19 protein-coding genes are annotated in these 17,917 nt (G+C 62.6%); 15 read left to right on the forward strand and 4 right to left on the reverse strand.

Annotation, left to right across the window (positions count from 1 at the left end):
• Window positions 1-174: 174 nt before the first annotated feature.
• Both JGU72_RS04200 and JGU72_RS04205 read right to left on the reverse strand, forming a co-directional pair.
• Window positions 175-1,062, reverse strand: a complete 888-nt coding sequence (locus JGU72_RS04200) for a class I SAM-dependent methyltransferase (RefSeq protein ID WP_199682454.1) — start codon at window positions 1,060-1,062, stop codon at window positions 175-177.
• A gap of 44 nt (window positions 1,063-1,106) precedes the next feature.
• Complete coding sequence (locus JGU72_RS04205) at window positions 1,107-1,601, reverse strand: LmeA family phospholipid-binding protein (protein ID WP_199682455.1); 495 nt, start codon at window positions 1,599-1,601, stop codon at window positions 1,107-1,109.
• Between the two features lie 130 nt (window positions 1,602-1,731).
• Between JGU72_RS04205 and JGU72_RS04210 the strand changes: the two genes are divergently transcribed.
• Window positions 1,732-2,016 (forward strand): hypothetical protein, encoded by a 285-nt coding sequence (locus JGU72_RS04210; RefSeq protein WP_199682456.1) that lies wholly within the window; start codon window positions 1,732-1,734, stop codon window positions 2,014-2,016.
• Window positions 2,017-2,145: 129 nt separating this feature from the next.
• Here the strand turns inward: JGU72_RS04210 and JGU72_RS04215 are convergent, their stop codons facing one another.
• Window positions 2,146-3,180, reverse strand: a complete 1,035-nt coding sequence (locus tag JGU72_RS04215) for a LacI family DNA-binding transcriptional regulator (RefSeq protein ID WP_199682457.1) — start codon at window positions 3,178-3,180, stop codon at window positions 2,146-2,148.
• Between the two features lie 168 nt (window positions 3,181-3,348).
• On the opposite strand from JGU72_RS04215, the gene JGU72_RS04220 reads away from it, so the two are divergent.
• From JGU72_RS04220 to JGU72_RS04260, 10 genes are all read left to right on the forward strand, one after another.
• Window positions 3,349-4,761 carry a sugar porter family MFS transporter gene (locus JGU72_RS04220; RefSeq protein WP_199682458.1) on the forward strand — a complete coding sequence of 471 codons (1,413 nt, stop codon included), beginning with the start codon at window positions 3,349-3,351 and terminating at the stop codon, window positions 4,759-4,761.
• Window positions 4,762-4,813: 52 nt separating this feature from the next.
• Window positions 4,814-4,939, forward strand: coding sequence for a hypothetical protein (locus JGU72_RS30980; RefSeq protein WP_267909140.1), 126 nt, complete (start codon window positions 4,814-4,816; stop codon window positions 4,937-4,939).
• The gene (locus JGU72_RS04225; protein ID WP_199682459.1) at window positions 4,936-5,841 is read left to right on the forward strand and encodes a sugar phosphate isomerase/epimerase family protein; all 906 of its coding nucleotides are present in this window, start codon (window positions 4,936-4,938) and stop codon (window positions 5,839-5,841) included. Before JGU72_RS30980 ends, JGU72_RS04225 begins: the two co-directional genes overlap by 4 nt.
• A gap of 12 nt (window positions 5,842-5,853) precedes the next feature.
• A complete protein-coding gene (locus JGU72_RS04230) occupies window positions 5,854-6,870 on the forward strand; it encodes a Gfo/Idh/MocA family protein (protein WP_199682461.1) in 1,017 nt (338 codons plus the stop codon).
• Window positions 6,867-7,739, forward strand: a complete 873-nt coding sequence (locus JGU72_RS04235) for a sugar phosphate isomerase/epimerase family protein (RefSeq protein WP_199682462.1) — start codon at window positions 6,867-6,869, stop codon at window positions 7,737-7,739. Before JGU72_RS04230 ends, JGU72_RS04235 begins: the two co-directional genes overlap by 4 nt.
• Window positions 7,740-8,288: 549 nt before the next feature.
• Window positions 8,289-9,674: a WS/DGAT/MGAT family O-acyltransferase gene (locus JGU72_RS04240; RefSeq protein ID WP_199682464.1), complete on the forward strand. Its 1,386-nt coding sequence runs from the start codon at window positions 8,289-8,291 to the stop codon at window positions 9,672-9,674.
• Between the two features lie 207 nt (window positions 9,675-9,881).
• Window positions 9,882-10,031 carry a hypothetical protein gene (locus tag JGU72_RS04245; RefSeq protein ID WP_199682466.1) on the forward strand — a complete coding sequence of 50 codons (150 nt, stop codon included), beginning with the start codon at window positions 9,882-9,884 and terminating at the stop codon, window positions 10,029-10,031.
• Between the two features lie 55 nt (window positions 10,032-10,086).
• Complete coding sequence (locus JGU72_RS04250; RefSeq protein WP_199682468.1) at window positions 10,087-11,091, forward strand: PDR/VanB family oxidoreductase; 1,005 nt, start codon at window positions 10,087-10,089, stop codon at window positions 11,089-11,091.
• Window positions 11,088-12,173, forward strand: a complete 1,086-nt coding sequence (locus tag JGU72_RS04255; protein ID WP_199682471.1) for a Rieske 2Fe-2S domain-containing protein — start codon at window positions 11,088-11,090, stop codon at window positions 12,171-12,173. Before JGU72_RS04250 ends, JGU72_RS04255 begins: the two co-directional genes overlap by 4 nt.
• A 31-nt stretch (window positions 12,174-12,204) precedes the next feature.
• The gene (locus tag JGU72_RS04260) at window positions 12,205-13,458 is read left to right on the forward strand and encodes a cytochrome P450 (protein ID WP_199682472.1); all 1,254 of its coding nucleotides are present in this window, start codon (window positions 12,205-12,207) and stop codon (window positions 13,456-13,458) included.
• A gap of 121 nt (window positions 13,459-13,579) precedes the next feature.
• On the opposite strand, the gene JGU72_RS04265 is transcribed toward JGU72_RS04260, so the two are convergent.
• A complete protein-coding gene (locus JGU72_RS04265) occupies window positions 13,580-14,170 on the reverse strand; it encodes a TetR/AcrR family transcriptional regulator (RefSeq protein WP_199682473.1) in 591 nt (196 codons plus the stop codon).
• 287 nt (window positions 14,171-14,457) lie between these two features.
• On the opposite strand from JGU72_RS04265, the gene JGU72_RS04270 reads away from it, so the two are divergent.
• The 4 genes from JGU72_RS04270 to JGU72_RS04285 are packed head-to-tail and all read left to right on the forward strand — an operon-like array spanning window position 14,458 to window position 17,837.
• Window positions 14,458-15,861 (forward strand): wax ester/triacylglycerol synthase family O-acyltransferase, encoded by a 1,404-nt coding sequence (locus tag JGU72_RS04270; RefSeq protein WP_199682474.1) that lies wholly within the window; start codon window positions 14,458-14,460, stop codon window positions 15,859-15,861.
• Entirely contained in the window at window positions 15,858-16,685 is an 828-nt protein-coding gene (locus tag JGU72_RS04275) for an SDR family oxidoreductase (RefSeq protein ID WP_199682475.1), read from the forward strand. The genes JGU72_RS04270 and JGU72_RS04275 overlap by 4 nt, the downstream gene beginning before the upstream one ends.
• A gap of 28 nt (window positions 16,686-16,713) precedes the next feature.
• Window positions 16,714-17,241, forward strand: coding sequence for a hypothetical protein (locus tag JGU72_RS04280; protein ID WP_199682476.1), 528 nt, complete (start codon window positions 16,714-16,716; stop codon window positions 17,239-17,241).
• Complete coding sequence (locus tag JGU72_RS04285) at window positions 17,238-17,837, forward strand: twin-arginine translocation pathway signal (RefSeq protein WP_199682477.1); 600 nt, start codon at window positions 17,238-17,240, stop codon at window positions 17,835-17,837. The genes JGU72_RS04280 and JGU72_RS04285 overlap by 4 nt, the downstream gene beginning before the upstream one ends.
• The last annotated feature ends 80 nt before the right edge of the window (window positions 17,838-17,917 follow it).

The raw sequence follows: 17,917 nt of genomic DNA on the forward strand, positions 1-17,917 counted from the left end.
CACTCCGGCCTCGGATGGTCGGCCCAAACAAATGTATGCGTCGCACGCCCAATTCGAGCGGCAATCAGGCATCGAATCCGGTGATTCAGACAATTCGGATGTGCTTGCGTACCCGGTGTTTTCGCACGGCAACAAATGGTCGTGCTGGTGGTGTCAGTGGAACTTTGGAAATCCTCAGCGGCTCGCCCGAAGAATGCGGACCGCGCGTAGCTGGGGTGGTTCGGCGTCGAATTCAGCGGATCCATCCAGGTACTCGGCAACGAGGTCCGCTGCGGAGTGGTCTTCGACGTCGGTGAAGCCGAGAGCGCGTAACTGCGCGGCGATGTCGTCAGGCGTGAAGTAGCTGAACCAGGGTTCGCCGACAGCTGCCGCTCGATTTGCGCGCGTCCGCATTTGCGCACGATCCGCTTCGGTGTCGCCTGGCTGCAGGTAATCGAAGATCACTTCGACCCCCTCGGATTGACCAGCAACGTATTCGAGGGTGGTGCTGGCGGCGTCCGGGGTCAGATAGAAGACGACACCGAGCCACACGAACACGGCCGGATCGGTCCGACTGAAGCCGGCAGCCTCCAATCGTGTTGCCAGTGTGTCGGTTTCGAAGTCGACCGGCACGAAAGTCAACCGCTCGGGCAGGTCGATACCGGATGCGGCGAGGCGTTGGTGTTTCCACGCTTGCGTAGCGGGATGGTCGACCTCGAATACATGCAGGTCCGGATGCGAGTTGCGGTAGGCGAAGGTATCCAGGCCCGCGCCGAGGAGCACAGCCTGTCGCATGCCGGCAGCGACGGCAGCTGCCACACGATCCTCGGCGAAACGGGCGCGAGCGGCAAAGAACAGTCGGCGGGGCCGATCGCTGACACCGAGCCGCAGGATTCCCTCGCCGACATTGCTACCGGGACGATCCTCGGCGGGCCGGCCCAATTCGGTCAACTCAGCCACGGTGACGCCGAGCAGACGTGCAGCCAGCGGATCGGTGAGAATCCTTGGCCGGTCGGCAATTTGGTGATAGGCACGGGCGTAGGCGGTTGCGAGCGCGGTCCGGCTGGGCCCCTCATTGTCCATGCTCTAGAAGCTACTCACGATCTCGGCGCGGGTGCACCCTCGATTCACTCCTTCAGCGAATCGAGGTCGAGCACGAGGTCCGAGGCGACGCCCGTGACCAGTATCTGTCCGTCGTCGAACCCGATGTCGGTCGGTGTCAAACCGAACGGCAGCAACGCAACAACGTCCAGCAGCGCCAACGGCCGCGACGCCGGGAACCGGACCCGCGTGTCGACGCGGTCCACCGGAATTCTGCTGAGGTTACGGCTGACCAGGTCGCCGAACGACACGTGGACGCCGCGCAAGTTTGCCTCGACGTCGAGGTCGCCGAAGTTGCCGGAACCGACGTGGCTTGCGTGGATCTCGATATCGCTGAACTCGCCCAGAACTGCCTGGGTCAGGAACGGAAACCCATGGATTCTGACGCTCGGATCAGGTCCGAGGTTGGCGGTGTTCTTCACCGCCGCCTGCGTTGCGTGGTTGGCATACGCGGCCGCGCCGAAATCGGCGACAACCGCGAAGCCGAGGAGCACGACCAGCAGGATGATGAGCTTTCGCATGCATTGATTGTGTCAGGAGAACCGTGCCGGAGAAATCGGTGCGAACCCGTCACCCGATACAGTGGCCGCTCATCTACCGATACGACCGGCGTCCAAGAAGCAGTGCCGATCCATCTCCCGGGAGAACCACATGAAGCACCGTGCAGCGACACTGACCGCAGCAGTGACCATCGCTCTCGCAACGCCACTGTTGGCGACCGCCACCGCGAACGCTGACGTATGGCAGCCGTTCCCAGGCATCTCGATCCCGCTTCCCGACGGTGTGTTCCGGGGCTTGCCCGGTGTCATCGCCACGCCTCCCCCCGGTCCCGCACCGACCGAGGGCGCACCGTGTGAAGCCGACGGTCACTGGGTGCACCTCGACGGCGGAAACGCCGCCCACTACGGCACCGAATGGCTGTGCGCCCACAACTGACACGAACCGAGGAACTTCGCCGCTCGCATATCCCAGCGCGCTGGCGTGGGAAGGCAACTCGCACTGGCGTGAAGGCATTCCCGCCCCTCGCCAACCGGTTCGTCGCTGTGGACGTTCTCCGGGCAAGCCTCAAAGAGTGTGAGTGCCGGCAACTTCCAGATCGCGCCGTATGCGCGGCGGAGCTGTGGTGCCACGAATGACCAGCGACGGCTCGAGGACGGTGTCGGACCGACCGGTGCGATTGCGTTCCAGCATGCCGACGGCCATCTGCACGGCATCGCGGGCGAGCCCAACCGAGTCTTGGTGCACCGTCGTGAGGTTGATTCGCGGATACTCCGAGAGTCGCGCGTCGTCGTAGCCGACCAGCGAAAGTTGCCCGGGCACATCGATTCCGGCACGGGTGAATACGTCGAGCAGTCCGAGGGCACACCGGTCGTTGCTGGCGATAACCGCTGTGGGCAGTTCGGGCTCCTGCAACATCGCACGGGCAGCGGAGAAACCGGCTTCTTCGTTGTGAGCGCCCGGAACAATCCTGGTCTGTTCCGCCAGCCCGTGACTTCGCATTGCGGCGCGGTAGGCACGGCGGCGGTCTGCGGACCCGGGATCCGTGCCGCCATCGACGTGCGTGATGTTGCGATGACCGAGTTGGACGAGATAGGCCACCGCCTGCCGAATTCCTTTGGCGTCGTTGGTTCGAACGGTGGCGAAGTTCGTTGCAGCATCCTCCGGGGACGCCGGAACGCGTCGGCCGACCACCACGACAGGAACACGCCTTGCCAACTCGTGCAGGTAGTCGTCGTCGGATCGCGGGCCGAGCAGTATCAAGGCGCCGCAGCGGTGACTCAGAAGTGCGTCCACCGGAACTGTCTCGGGCCGATCGTGGAGGTTCGCCGAGAGCAGCACCTCGTACCCGAGACCTTCGGCGGCGGGATAGATCGACGTCACCAGATCGGCTTGAAAAAGCTGTCGCACGTCGGTGATCACCCCCAGCGTGCGGCTGTGCTTCAAAGCGAGCCCGCGCGCAACCGAATCGTGCCGGTAGCCGAGTTCGGCGGCGACAGCCAGTACTCGCTGCCGAGTCTCCTCGCTTGCGCCCGGCTTCCCGTCGAGAACGAATGACACGAGCGTTCTCGAGACCCCCGCCTGGGCGGCGACGTCGGACATGGTCGGCCTCCGGTTACCGGAAGGCCGGGACCTGGGCAGCGATGTCATTCGACAACTCCTTCGATGTGACGGTTGACACGACGTACCGCCGGGCTCATAGTAACTCTTATGCGCGTTACTAACGCGCGTTAGACGCCAGTAACCAGCGAACCCGAAGAGGTAAGCGCAATGCCACAGCGACCGACCCAGCCCACTACCTCGTCGGGCCGATTCCTGACCAAACTCACACTCATCGCCACGCTGGGTGGACTGTTGTTCGGCTACGACACCGGTGTCATCTCCGGCGCCCTGCTCTACATGAAGGACGACCTCGCGCTCAGCTCCTTCGGCGAGGCCACCGTCGTGAGCTCGCTACTGTTCCCCGGAGCAGCGCTGGGTGCGTTGTTCGGTGGCCGCGTCGCCGACCGGATCGGCCGCAAACGGACCCTATTGCTCTGCGCCGGACTGTTTTTGGTCGGTGCGCTCGGCTGTGCGATCGCGCCGAACGTCCAGATAATGGTGGCTGCCCGAATCGTTCTCGGTATCGGTGTCGGCGCAGCGTCGGTGACCTGCCCGTTGTACTTGGCAGAGATGGCGCCCGCCGAGCGCCGCGGCCGGATGGTCACCATCAACGAGCTGATGATTGTCACCGGTCAGATGCTCGCGTTCGCAACTAACGCGCTCCTCGATCGACTCATTCAGGATCCGCACGTGTGGCGCACGATGTTGGCAGTCGCTTCCGTACCCGCGATTGCGCTACTGGTCGGGATGCTGGTGTTGCCCGATTCGCCGCGCTGGTACGGACTGAAGGGTCGGATGGCCGAGGCACGCGAGGTCCTCATCTTGAGCCGAACGCCGCAGCAAGTGGACAGCGAGTTCGACCTGATCTCCGAACACACGGCACACATGTCCAAGACCACGAGCACGCCGTGGACCGTTTTGCGCGATGTCACGTGGATCCGCCGAGTCGTTCTGGTCGGCTGCGGTCTGGCCGTCGTACAGCAGGCAACCGGAATCAACACGGTAAACTATTACGCACCAACAATTTTGGAGGAGAGCGGGCTCGGCGTCAGCGCCGCGTTGGTAGCGACGATTGCTGTCGGCGTGACATCGGTAGTCACGACGATTATCGGGATCATCCTGCTCGGTTACATCGGACGGCGCACGATGTTGATGATCGGATTCGCGGGCGTCGCAGCCTCACAGGCCGCACTCGCACTGACGTTTCTGCTTACCGAATCCACTACGCGCAGCTACATCATTCTCGCGTGCATGGTGCTCTTCGTCGGGTTCGTGCAGATGTTCATCGGCACCTGTGTCTGGCTACTGCTCTCCGAAATCTTCCCACTCAGTATTCGCGGTTTCGCAATGGGCATCGCGGTCTTCGTCCTCTGGTGCACGAACGCGATCATCTCGTTCTTGTTCCCCATACTGAACAGCGCCCTCGGCTCCACTGGCACCTTCGGACTGTTTGTCGCGGTCAACATCGCATCGTTTGCCTTCGTCCGCCGCTTCGTTCCCGAGACCAAGGGAACGACTCTCGAAGAACTGGAAGAGCGGTTCGAAGAACAGGGCAGCACGCGCGTTCCTGTGCTCGTCTGAGCCTGGCCGAACCTCCCACCCAGACCATTCACCGTCGCGCACAGGAGATTCTGTGACTTCTCTCGACGGACTTCGCGTCGGCCGCTGCGGCGGCGCGGTCGTCCGCGTCGACACCGCCGGTGATCTCGCCGAACGCAACCAGCTACGCCCCTCCGAGACCAAAGGACCACATACATGAGCGCCATCCGCGTTGGATCTGCCCCCGACTCGTGGGGGGTCTGGTTCCCCGACGACCCACAGCAGACTCCCTACACCCGCTTCCTCGACGAAGTTTCCGGCTCCGGCTACGAGTGGATCGAACTGGGCCCGTACGGGTATCTGCCCACCGACCCGCAGCAACTCCGCGGCGAGCTCGAATCCCGAAATCTGAAGCTTTCCGCCGGAACGGTATTCGAGCATCTGCACCAGCCCGATTCGTGGGATGCGGTGTGGAGCCAGGTGAAAGATGTTGCTGCACTTACTGCCGCGGCCGGTGGCCAGCACGTTGTCGTCATTCCCGAGATGTGGCGCCACCCGTCGACGGGACAGGTTCTGGAATCGCGTGTGCTCACCCTCGACCAGTGGGACAAGAAGACCCGCGACATCGATCGGCTCGGTAAGGCGATGTTCGACGAGTACGGCGTTGCGCTGCAATATCATCCGCATGCCGACAGCCACGTCGGGCTCCAGGACGAGGTGTATCGGTTCCTCGAAAGCACCGACCCGGAATATGTGAATCTGTGCCTCGACACCGGCCACATCTCCTACTGCGGCGGTGACAACCTCGCGATCATCGAGAAATACCCGAGCCGCATCGGGTACCTGCACCTGAAGCAGGTCGACCCTGCAGTGGTCGCGAAGGTCACGACCGACGACATTCCGTTCGGTGAGGCTGTAAAACTCGGCGCGATGATCGAACCGCCGCTAGGCATTCCGGAGCTGCCACCGCTGCTCGAGGCGATCGACAAGCTAGGTGTCGACGTGTTTGCGATCGTCGAGCAGGACCTCTATCCCTGCCCGGTCGACACGCCACTGCCGATCGCACAGCGCACCCGAAAGTACCTGGGCTCCTGCGGGATCCCGTCCGTCCGTTTCAATTAGGAGAACATCGTCATGTCAGAACTGCGAATCGCGGTGCTCGGGGTTGGGCTGATGGGAGCCGGCCATGCCCGCCGAATTACCAAACAGATCAGCGGTGCTCGCGTCACCGTCATCAACGACTACCTCGTCGAGAAGGCCGAAGAGGTCGCTGCGACGATTCCCGGATCTCGCGTGGTGGCCGACCCACTCGATGCGATTGCGGCCGACGACGTCGATGCGGTCGTCCTCGCGACGCCAGGTACGACGCACGAGAAGCTGTTGCTGGCCTGCCTCGAGCTCGGCAAGCCGGTGCTGTGCGAGAAGCCGCTGACCACCGACGTCGACACGTCGTTCGAGATCGTGAAGCGCGAAGAAGACTTGGGCCGCAAACTGATTCAGGTCGGCTTCATGCGCCGGTTCGATCCGGAGTATGTGCAGCTGAAGGCACTCATCGACTCCGGTGCCATCGGTCTTCCGCTGATCGTGCATTGCGCACACCGAAATCCAGTTGTGCCGCCCGGTTTCGACAGCGCGATGATCGTCAGGGACTCCCTTGTGCACGAGGTGGATGTTGCCCGCTTCTTGCTGGACGAGGAAATTGTCGCGGTGACGATTCTGAAGCCGACACCGAACTCGCACGCCGGTGCGGGTTTGCAGGATCCGCAGCTGGCTCTGTTCGAGACGGCTAGCGGCCGCCTGGTCGATGTCGAAGTATTCGTCACCACAGGGGTCGCCTACGAAGTGCGGACCGAGGTTGTCGCCGAGCGGGGAAGCGCGATGATCGGCCTGGATGTGGGCATGGTCCGGAAGTCGACATCGGGCGCATGGGGCGGCCAGATCGCACCGGGTTTCAAGCAACGTTTCGCCCAGGCGTTCACAAACGAGCTGCAGAGCTGGGTCGATGCGGTGCAAGCAGGAACGAACGTCGACGGTCCGGATGCGTGGGACGGGTACGCGGCTGCGGCGGTCTGCGCAGCCGGTGTGCGCTCGTTGGAGTCCGGCGTTCGGGTCGAGGTCGAGATGGCCAGCAAAGTGAGTGCATCCCGATGAAAATCGCATTGGACCCGACACCGTTCCATTCGACCCATCGTCTGCTCGAATTTCCCCGGCTCGCAGCCGATCTCGGCTACGAGTACCTGCAGCTCACCCCGCACGCGGACATGATCCCGTTCTTCAACCATCCGAAGGCGAACGACGAACTGGTCGCGAAGTTCCGCAAAGCATGTGCCGACGCCGGCGTCGGCATCGCGTCGGTGCTGCCGGTCCTGCGCTGGTCGGGCCCAGATGAGGACGCGCGCGAAGCCGCGGTCCGGTACTGGAAACGCGCCATTCAGATCACCGTCGACCTCGGCGTGAACGTGATGAACACCGAATTCAGCGGACGCCCCGAGAAGGCGGAGGAATCCGAGCGGGCGTTCTTCCGATCGATGGAGGACCTCGTCCCGATCATCGAACGCGAAGGCATCGACGTCCGGATCGATCCGCACCCCGACGATTTCGTCGAAGACGGGCTTGCCGCGATCCGAATGATCCGCGGCATCAACTCGCCCAACTTCGGGATGGTCTACGTGGCCTGCCACAGCTTCCACATGGGCGGGAACATGCGCGAGATAATGAGCGAGGCGGGTGACCTGCTACGCCTCGTCCACGTGGCCGACACGATGGACCACCACCGATCACACGGGTTGCGTTACATCACCAACCCGCCCGGCAACGCGGTCCGGGTGCACCAGCACCTCAAGATCGGCGACGGCGACGTCGACTGGGACGACTTCTTCGGCGGCCTCGCCGACCTCGGTTTCTACGACCGCGACGACACCGTGATGGTGTCCAGTGTGTTCGCCGAGAACGAGAACGCCCACGAGGTGTCCCGCTACCAACTACAGACCATGAAGGAATACATCGCCAAGATGCAATGACGACACTGCGACCCACTCACGTCGAGGCGTACTCAACCGGCGAAGAAGGCCAAAACCGTTGGGGCGACGGAACATGCGTCGACCGCGTGACCGGGTGCGTCGATAGTGCCTCTGATTGCGTGCGGCAGCGCCAACGCGCCACGGCCTCAGCTCCGACGCTGTACGTAACGTCGTACCCGACGAGGCGATCCACAGGCAGTTCGGCCGCGGCGGCTTCCAGGGCGAGCGCAGGATAGGCGATCGGCGTTCCATCAGCTGATGTCACGGTTTGCCTAGCACTAGCCATACACGCAATCCCCCGTCAGGCGAGAAGATCCATCGGTCTCCCGGGATCATCCCCCGGCATTCCGGGGCCTGACAATAGCCGGGCCGACGACGTGAAATCACCCAGCAATCGCCATACGGAATCCCTCGATTCATACCTAACATATGTTATATTACGTGTGAGTCTGGGAACCGACTCGGCAACAGGCATCCTCTGAAGACGTCGGCACGAACCACTCGTCGCTCTGCGTCGGACGAAAATTGGCCCACCCCAAGGAGATTGCTGTGCAGACGATAGTCCTGAAACCCTTCGACGCGGCCTGGTTCTACGTCGAGAAGGCCGAAACTCCTGCGAACGTCGGCCCCCTCCTTATTCTGACGCCGCCTGCTGGTGCACCGGACAACTTCATCAGCGAATTCGTCGAACAGTGGCGACAGTGCAAAACTTTCATGCCACCCTTCAACTACCGGATTCGGCGCAACCCGATACCCGTCTGGGAAGTGCTGCCCGACGACGCAATCGATCTCGACTACCACCTTCGACACAGCGCCCTGCCCGCGCCCGGTGGCGAACGCGAACTGGGTGTGATGATTTCGCGCCTTCACTCCCATCCGCTCGATCTCAAACGACCGCTGTGGGAGTGCCATGTGATCGAGGGGCTCGCCGGCGGCCGGTTTGCTATCTATATGAAGTTTCACCACGGCCAACTCGACGGTGTTGCTACCACTCGGCTATTCGAAGGAGTCCTCAGCTCCGATCGATCGGCACGCGGAATGTTGCCGCCGTGGGCGGTCGGCGTTCGTAGCAGTACCGGTCGAGACTCGAAGCAGAACACGACTCCCAGTTCAGGCATGGGACTGCGAAACTCGTTGGGCGGTATTGCAGGCGCGGCGAAAGGCCTGTTCCGCATGGCGACCACGATTCGATCCGGCAGCGAACCTGAACTTACCGGACCCTTCCAGGCCCCGGACACTATCTTCAACGGTCGCATCAGCGCTCAGCGCCGGTTCGCCACCCAGCAATACGAATTGGCCCGCTTCAAACGAGTTGCGAAGGCCACCGAAGTCAGTGTCAACGATGTGTTTCTGGCGGTCACCGGTGGTGCCATGCGGCGCTACCTCATGGAGGTCGACGCTCTGCCTGAACGTTCGATCGTTGGACAGGTCCCCGTGAGCGTCCGCGCGACCGACAGCAATGGCGTCGGTAACCAGATTGCGTTCATGTACGCGCGACTTCGTACCGACATCGAGGATCCGCTCGAACGACTCGCCGCCGTCCACGCCTCCACTGCCGCCGGTAAGGCGATGCACGAATCCCTGCCAGCGGAATCGGTCACACCGTTCACCATGCTGCTCAGCGGTCCCTACATTGCTCAGACGATTCTCGGCCTCGGCGGGCGGGTATCTCCTGCAGCCAATCTGGTTATCTCGAATGTGCCCGGACCGCCGGCTCCCCTGTTCTTCAACGGTGCGAGCGTCGAAGAAATGTACGGCCCCTCCGTTCTGTTCCACGGTCAGGCACTCAACATCACGATGTTCAGTTACGCCGGACGGGCAAACATCAGCTACACCGGTTGCCGCGACTCCATGCCGAGCATGCAGAAGCTGGCCGTGTACACCGGCGAGGCCCTCGATCATCTCGAATCAGCTGTTGGGGCCAAGATTTCGTAGCAGCCCTTCGCCGAGGTGCCCTCACGTTCCATCGCAGCTCGCACTCGATTCGAAACAACGCGCAACAGGTCTTGATCGCAAACCTAACATAGGTTATCTTATAACAACGTTCATAGCTCGATGCACCCACGATCAGCGCTCAGGCGCCCCGGTCTCGTGGTACAGCAAATGTTGGGGCGCAATAGGTTACGTGGAAGGAACGACAACATGACTTTGTACTTCTACCTCTCGATCTACGCGTTCGTCTTCGCACCCATGGTGCTTCCCCCCGTCCTTCAGCTGGTGGAAGTGATCGTCCGCCGCGTCCGCGCCCTGGTGTCGCCGACCGCCCAGCGCCAGCCGACCCTCGCTGTCTGATGTACCGACCTCCGCCGCGACCGACTCGCGCCGGTACCGAAAGGAGCCCTGGCTGATGGCTACAGGCGAGCCCGTATCCACGGCGGTCTCGGGTGCGAAGATTCACGAATTCTCGAAGGATCTGCGCGTACAGAGGCGCCACTGCGCCGCAGATGGCGTAGCAGCCATCGATCTCGTCGATCCGGCCGGAGGACCACTGCCGGAGTGGCAGCCGGGAGCACACATCGACCTGCTGCTCGACGACAAATTGGTACGCCAGTACTCCCTCTGCGGCGATTCCCACAACACCGAAGTGTGGCGCGTTGCCGTGCTGCTCGACCCCAACAGTCGCGGCGGATCTCGGCACGTTCACGAGCGCCTTGTCGAAGGCGCCACGGTGCGAATTCGCGGTCCTCGCAACCATTTTCCTCTGGTCGACTCGCCACGGTACCTGTTCATCGCCGGTGGCATCGGGATCACCCCGATGATGCCGATGATCGCTTCCGCGGCTCGGTCAGGAAGCGACTGGAGGCTCGTATACCTCGGACGACAAATGACGACAATGGCGTTCGCCGAGGAGCTGGCGGACGCTTACGGTGACCACGTAACTCTGTGGCCAGACGACGAAAAAGGAGTGTTCGACCTCGCTGCGGCACTCGAGCAGCCCGAAGATCGAACCCTGATCTACAGCTGCGGACCCGAACCGCTGCTGTCCGCCGTCGAGGAGAACTCTCGCCACTGGCCCGACGGCAGCCTGCACGTCGAACGGTTCGCAGCGAAAGCGCCTGTCGCCGAAGCGGAAACGACGGCATTGGACAGTTTCCAGGTGGTATGTCAGCGTTCGGGCCAGACGATCGAGGTCTCTGCCGGCGAGTCGATCCTCGAGGCGCTCGAAGACGCCGACATACCGATTCTCTCTTCATGCCTGCAAGGCGTCTGCGGCACGTGCGAGGCGACGGTCCTGGAAGGCACCCCTGACCATCAAGACTCGATGCTCACCGACGCCGAACGCGCTTCCGGCAACGTAATTCTGACGTGCGTGTCTCGTTCGCGCACCGAGAGGCTGGTGCTCGACCTATGAACGCGAACTATCCCGCAAAATGCTGGTACGTGGCCGCCACCTCCGATGAACTGGGCGATACGTCGCTCGGGCGCCGGTTGCTCGGACACGACGTCGTGCTCTGGCGATCGGGCTCCGGCCAACCCGTTGCGCTGGCTGATCGCTGCGCGCACCGCGGATTCCCGCTCTCGCACGGCCGGTCGGACGGTGACCGGCTGATCTGCGGCTACCACGGTTGCACCTACGAACCAGACGGCCGCTGCGTACACATTCCGACGCAGCATCGGGTCCCCCCGGGCATGAGAGTGCAGGCCTTTCCGGTCCTGGAGGAACCACCATTCGTGTGGATCTGGCTGGGACCTCCTACCGCAGCATCCGCCAACCGACCACCGCGTACGCCCTGGCTCTCCGACAATGAATGGTCCACATTCGCCGGCAACTGGATCGTGCAGGCGAACTACTTGATGCTGCACGAGCACTATCTCGATTTTTCCTACGCTCCGGTGGTCCACCGTTCCGATGTGCCCCCTGGAATGGATCGCCTACCAGTCTTCGACGAGGTCGAGGTCACCGAGACAGCGGTGTCCTACACGCGCTTGCTTCAAGAGGCACCGCTTGCGAAATGGGAAGCCGAGGCAACCGGGTTGGACCCGGCGCAGCCCTACGTCCGGCGTGAACGCGGCACCTTTGCCTCACCGGCAATGCATATCCAACGCTGGGAGATCGACGCCGGTGACCAAGCCTATCGCCACATCAGGACGCATGCGATCACGCCCGAGACACCAACGTCTACACACGTTTTCATGCAAGCCTCGCGCAACTACGCTCCGGACAGTGCAGCTGTGACAACCGTCTTGCGTACCCTGTCCGACGACCTGGTCCGCCGCGACTCGGAAGTCCTGGAGATGGCCGCGGCCCGCGTGGGCTACGACGGCTGGCGATCCGGCGTCGAGTTCCAAGCCGATGCCGCCGCCCTGCGCGCTCGACGCATCGTCGCCGTGATGCTCGCCAAAGAAGCCGGCCGTTCCACCCTGCGCCCCGGCCTCTCCGCATCCAAAAACCCTGATAGCGAACGAAACCCGGCGTTACCGAGAACGAACTGATCACCCTCCGGGGCTGACGAAAGGAACATCGATGACCTCCACCACAGACTTCACCGAACTCGATCTCGACAAGGTCGACCTGACCGACCTCGCCTACTTCCAGGATGGACCCCCACACCAGCTCTTCGCCCGCATGCGTTCCGAAGCCAACCCGCATTGGAACGCACTCACCGGGGATGAACCAGGATTCTGGTCCTTCACCAAGGCCACCGACATCGCGGCCATCAGCAAAGACCCCGCCACCTTCTCCTCGGCCCGCGGCGGCGTCTTCGCCACCACCCGTGGTGCGGCGCCGGTCGAAGTGCTGCGCGAGGTCATCCTTGGCATGGATCCGCCGCGCCATACCGCGCAGCGAAACGTCATGCAGGTCGTTTTCACCCCAAAACTGATGCGCCAGAAGGAATCCGCCATCCGCTCGATCGTGACGGAACTCATCGACGACGTGATCGAGAAGGGCGAATGCGACTTCGTCGACGACATCGCCGTCGAACTGCCCCTGCGCGTCATTGCCGACATGCTCGGCGTCCCCCAGGAAGACCGTCGCCAGCTCTTCGAGTGGACGAACAGGCTCTCCTACGCTGCGGCAACAGCCGACCCTGACATGGGTCTCGGCGCGCTCATGGAGATCAGCGGCTACCTCACCGGAATTACGGCCGACAGAAAAGCCAATCCCACCGACGACCTTGTATCGCGTTTGATCACAGCGGAAGTCGATGGCGAAAGGCTCACCGAGCCGGAGGTGACGTTCTTCTTCGGCCTGCTGATGTTCGCCGGCAACGACACCACGCGAAACACCGCTTCCGGTGGCATGCGCGCGTTGATCGAGAACGACGCCGAACGACAGAAGCTGATCGGCAATCCCGCCGCCATCCCGAATGCGATCGAGGAGATGCTGCGCTGGGTCAATCCCGTCGTCTACTTCTCCCGCACCGCCCAGAAGGACACCGATGTGAACGGGCACCAGATCCGCGAGGGTGAACGCGTAGTCATGTGGTACTCGGCTGGATCTCGCGACCCCGAACTCAATGCCGAGCCCGACACGTTCGACGTCTCCCGCCATCGGCCGATGCACCAAGCTTTCGGAGGCGGCGGACCGCACTTCTGCCTGGGTAACGCTCTGGCAAAGCTCGAATTGCGCGTGCTCTTCGAAGAACTCACGCGCCGCATCCCGGATATGCAGTTTGCGGGTCCGATTACGCGCCTGACGTCGAACTTCTCCAACGAACTCACGTCGATGCCGGTTGCCTTCACTCCAGGACAACGCGAAGGCACCGGCATCGCCTGAGCGGCGTGTCGACGTGGTCGCCATCAGCCCATCGCTACAGCGGGTTCATCCGCTCTCGATGGCGGCCGCGTCCCGGACCGCTCCCGCCGGAAAGGCACATGACTGTGGTGCACCGATCACGCTATGCCGGCCGCCCAAGACCCGAATCATCATCTTCCGCGAGGCGTGCCGCGACGCGGCGCGCTACCAAGAGTTCGTACTCGTCGAAGAGTGCGTCGAAGTAGGTTTGCTGGCTGTGCGATCGCCACTGTTGCAGCCCGATGAAGATTGTCATCCCTATGACGGCGAGCCGGTCGGCGTCCTCGTCTGACCCTACCTGCGGCCGCAATGCAGCAGCCAACGCTTCGGTGCGCAGCCTGTCGATCCGCCTCTGCGCTTCCGCGACCCGCTGGTTCGTGTGTGCCCAGGCACGCATCGACACTTCCGCCCTGAATGGGACTTGCGCAGTGAGGTCTTTCAGCAGTCGGCGCCGATCGTCGGACGCGGTTTCACCGGGTCGCACTTCGCTGATCCGCGCTGAGTGCAGTAACTCCCAGTGCGCGAGAAGTTCAGCAACGAATCCGTCGAAGCTTCCGAAGTACCCGTAGAACGATCCGGTTGTGATCCGCAGACCCTTGCACAGCGGCGCAATTTTCAAGCTCGTAGCACCCTTCGTGGCCAGCAGCTCGAGCGCAGCCTCGAAATAGTCCTCGCGCGTAACAGTGAGATGCAACTCTCCACTCTCCTGTCGCCGACTCGGTTCGGTCCCAACAACTTCCGCCGCCGTCATGCCATAGCGGCGTGCGCCGGAAACGGTGGGCAGTCGCCAATCGCGAACACGGCCGCATCGCCACAACCTCGGAAAGGCTTACGTAACGTAGTTTATCTTACAGTAACTTGCACGAAGGGCGGAAGCAGTCTTGCGCTTGAAGCTAACGTAGCTTATCTTATATTTCGACTGAAGGCGCACTCTCACCTCTCCTGATCGCAAACTTGCGACCGTCGCGAAAGGACGATCACGTGACGCAACGCCGACTCGGCCCCGTCGACGCGGCCTTTCTTCATGTCGAAGACCGCTCGAATCGGATGCAGCTTGCCGGTGTACTGATCTTCGACGGTGACGCTCCGCCATTCGCAGAATTCCGCGACGCGATCGCGCGGTGCCTGCCCCTGCTGCCACGCTTTCGCCAGCGCCTGCAGCACTCCTCATTGCGTCTGAACCGGCCGACGTGGGTCGACGACGATGCCTTCGATCTCGACTATCACTTGCACCGATTGGCGCTCCCGGCGCCCGGGAGACATGCCGAGATCGTCGGTCTCATCGACCACATCACTGCGCAACCACTGGATATGCAACGTCCCCTGTGGGAACTGGCGCTGGTCGAAGGGCTCGGCGGACGCTTCGCCGTATCGATCAAGGTCCACCACAGCATGGTCGACGGCCTATTCATCATCGATATCTTCGCCGTCCTGTGCAATCCCGATCCACAGCATCAACTTCCCGATCCGCGAGAGTGGAAACCGCAACCTCCGCCATCGTGGTGGCACCGGGTTCACCGTGTTCGGCCGCCGGACCTCCCCCGCAAGTCGGGGAAGATCCTCGTCGCCTGCAAGACAACCGACGCAGAAAGCTGGAAATTCGTTCGGCGCCTGCAGCGAGCTCGGCGACTCATCGGACGCGCCCCCGAAACCCGGTTCAACTCGGGTGCTCCCAGTCCCGTCCGGCGAAGTGAATTCCTCACTATTCCGCTGGACACGATTCACGACATCCGGTACGCCCACCGCACCACTGTCAACAACGTGGTCCTGGCGATTGTCGCCGGCGCGTTGCATCGATACCTTGTCCGCCACGACGAACTCGTCGATCACCTGCACGCTTTCGTACCAGTGAACCGACGGCCGCAGGACCAGCGCGGGGAACTCGGCAACCAGATCGCGATGACCTACCCATCTCTGCCCGTCGGCGAGCCGGACCCCGCCGCCCGGCTCGCCGGTGTCATCACGGCGGTCGAATCAGCCTCTGCCGCAAAGGAAGCCGACGACACCGCCGCGCTGATGAATCTGACGAAGTACGCTCCCCAGCCGATAGTGGCAGCGCTGAACCGCGCCATGCACTTCGACACAAACATGTTCAACTTGACGGTCACCAATGTCGCGGGGCCGCACATCCCGGTCTACTTCCTGGGCCGCCAGCTCCAGCTGATTCTGGGCGCTACACCGTTGACCCGTCGCCACGCCCTCACCGTTGCTGTCCTCAGCTACCGAGGACAGTTGACGTTCTCGGTGACCACCGATCCCCGTCGAGTCCCCGATCTCGCAGCACTGATCGACGACATCACTGCCGAGATCGACGCGCTTCATGCACTCGCCTCCCGATCCGGTGACACAAGTTCGGCAACCTCGACCACTAGGAGAGATTTATGACCGCTACATCACTGCGCGGCCGCCGCATCGCAATCACCGGGGCCGGCCGCGGCATCGGCCTCGCTACCGCCAGGGAGTTGTACCGCCGCGACGCAGACGTCGTCATCGGCGATCTCGATCAAGCGTCCGCGGCGGCTGCCGCCGCAACGATCGGGCCGGGCGTCGATGCCTACGAACTCGACGTGTCGGACCACGCATCCTTCGCCGCCTTCATCGAAAAAGCCTCCGCGAAGGCACCGCTGGACGTCCTGATCAACAACGCCGGCATCATGCCGATCGGCAACTTCCTCGATCTATCGCCGGCCACCCACAGACGCGCCGTCGAAATCAACGTTCTCGGCTGCGTATATGGGATGCACCTGACGCTTCCCGCCATGGTCGCCCGCAGGCAGGGACACATCATCAACGTCGCATCGACAGCTGGAAAGGCGCCTGTACCAGGTGGTCTCAGCTATTGCGGCACCAAATCGGCGGTCGTCGCGCTCACCGAAACCGCACGTGTCGAATTTGCGGGCACCGGCGTGGACTTCACCTGCGTGATGCCGCACTTCACCAACACCGAACTCATCGCCGGAACCAAGGCAACGAAGCTGGTCCCCGTCGTCGAACCCGAAGACGTGGCCCGCGCCATCGCGAAGACAATATCGGCGCCCGCCGCAGATGTCTTCGTGCCCAGGGTAATCGGGGCGATTCTCAAGTCTCAGCCTCTCATGGGCCGTTCCCTCCGCGACCTTGTCAGCCGCAGGCTGGGCGCTTACCAGACCTTCCTGACTTTCGACCGCGATGCCCGTGCCGGGTACGACCGGCGGATCGGCAAGCCATGACGTCCACACCGATTCGAATCGAGCACCCATGAAGATATTGCACGCGCTTCGCCAGCTGACCGTACGACCTACACTCACCCCCTTTCGCTGCACCGTGATCGTGCTGTTCGCGACCGCCGTCGTCTTCGCGGTTCTCGCCGGCTCACAGCTGCAACGACATCACGAGAGCGAGAACGAGCGCACACGCGATGCCGAAATTCTTGCGACCGCGCGCTCGGGTGTGACAGCCATGATCTCGATCCGCGACGTCTCTGCTGCGGCAGATGTACAGAAGGTCCTCGACCAGTCCACCGGGACTTTCAAGAACGACTTCCAGGCGCGCGCAACTGCCTTTATCGGCGTCGTCGAGGAAGCCAAAGTCGTCACCCAGGGCGACGTCCTCGCCGAAGGAATCGAATCCCGAACCCGCGACTCGGCGGTCGTGCTCGTCTCCGCGACCTCGACTGTGTCCAACGCGGCAGGCGCGGCCGACGAAACGCGCAATTGGCGACTCCGGGTCACGATGACCGACGACGAAGGGCAATACAAAATGTCGAACGTGGAGTTTGTGGCATGAGCACACAGACACCGATCGAACAGATCACCGAGAGCGCATCCCAAAGACTCTCTCCCTCAACTTCATCCGGCGCCGTGCCCGTGCCGGCACCTCGGTCAGGCAAACATCGCAGGCGCAAAGCATTCGCGATCGTGATCAGTGCCTGCCTTGCCGTCGCGTCGATCGGCACGTGGACGTACCTGTTCTTCGGGGTCTCCCCCACTGACGATGCTGTTGCTCCGAACCGCCAACAGGTTGCCGTGGACGCGGCCGCGACCGCCGCGACCGCAATCCTGAGCTACAGCGCCGACACTGTCGAGACCGACCTCGGTGCCGCCAACCAACTCGTCACCGGCACGTTCGGTGACTACTACCGGACCTTCACCCGGGACGTCGTCGTGCCGGCAGCGAAGGAGAAGCGGATCAGCACGGTAGCGACAGTCGTCGGCAAAGCAATCTCGGCTTTCAGCGACGACACCGCATCCGTTCTCGTCTTCGTCAATCAGTCGACGACCACGGCCGCTGCCGCGGAACCCACCGTCACGACAACCACCATCCGCATCGAAGTGGAGCGCCACGGCGACCAGTGGCTTGTCGCAAAGTTCGACCCTTCCTGACCGCCGCCGATTCCGAAAGATCGCACTCACATGATCATCGACCTTGTCGACCCCCTGCAGTCCATCATCACAGCGATAGC

It is taken from the genome of Antrihabitans auranticaus (genome assembly GCF_016481275.1).
GTDB lineage: Bacteria > Actinomycetota > Actinomycetes > Mycobacteriales > Mycobacteriaceae > Antrihabitans.

Excerpts from the sequence above, each read along its gene's own strand:
- JGU72_RS04200 (WP_199682454.1), bottom strand. The coding sequence starts at position 1,062 with ATGGACAATGAGGGGCCCAGCCGGACCGCGCTCGCAACCGCCTACGCC.
- JGU72_RS04205 (WP_199682455.1), bottom strand. The coding sequence starts at position 1,601 with ATGCGAAAGCTCATCATCCTGCTGGTCGTGCTCCTCGGCTTCGCGGTT.
- JGU72_RS04210 (WP_199682456.1), top strand. The coding sequence starts at position 1,732 with ATGAAGCACCGTGCAGCGACACTGACCGCAGCAGTGACCATCGCTCTC.
- JGU72_RS04215 (WP_199682457.1), bottom strand. The coding sequence starts at position 3,180 with ATGTCCGACGTCGCCGCCCAGGCGGGGGTCTCGAGAACGCTCGTGTCA.
- JGU72_RS04220 (WP_199682458.1), top strand. The coding sequence starts at position 3,349 with ATGCCACAGCGACCGACCCAGCCCACTACCTCGTCGGGCCGATTCCTG.
- JGU72_RS04225 (WP_199682459.1), top strand. The coding sequence starts at position 4,936 with ATGAGCGCCATCCGCGTTGGATCTGCCCCCGACTCGTGGGGGGTCTGG.
- JGU72_RS04230 (WP_199682461.1), top strand. The coding sequence starts at position 5,854 with ATGTCAGAACTGCGAATCGCGGTGCTCGGGGTTGGGCTGATGGGAGCC.
- JGU72_RS04235 (WP_199682462.1), top strand. The coding sequence starts at position 6,867 with ATGAAAATCGCATTGGACCCGACACCGTTCCATTCGACCCATCGTCTG.
- JGU72_RS04245 (WP_199682466.1), top strand. The coding sequence starts at position 9,882 with ATGACTTTGTACTTCTACCTCTCGATCTACGCGTTCGTCTTCGCACCC.
- JGU72_RS04250 (WP_199682468.1), top strand. The coding sequence starts at position 10,087 with ATGGCTACAGGCGAGCCCGTATCCACGGCGGTCTCGGGTGCGAAGATT.
- JGU72_RS04255 (WP_199682471.1), top strand. The coding sequence starts at position 11,088 with ATGAACGCGAACTATCCCGCAAAATGCTGGTACGTGGCCGCCACCTCC.
- JGU72_RS04260 (WP_199682472.1), top strand. The coding sequence starts at position 12,205 with ATGACCTCCACCACAGACTTCACCGAACTCGATCTCGACAAGGTCGAC.
- JGU72_RS04275 (WP_199682475.1), top strand. The coding sequence starts at position 15,858 with ATGACCGCTACATCACTGCGCGGCCGCCGCATCGCAATCACCGGGGCC.
- JGU72_RS04280 (WP_199682476.1), top strand. The coding sequence starts at position 16,714 with ATGAAGATATTGCACGCGCTTCGCCAGCTGACCGTACGACCTACACTC.
- JGU72_RS04285 (WP_199682477.1), top strand. The coding sequence starts at position 17,238 with ATGAGCACACAGACACCGATCGAACAGATCACCGAGAGCGCATCCCAA.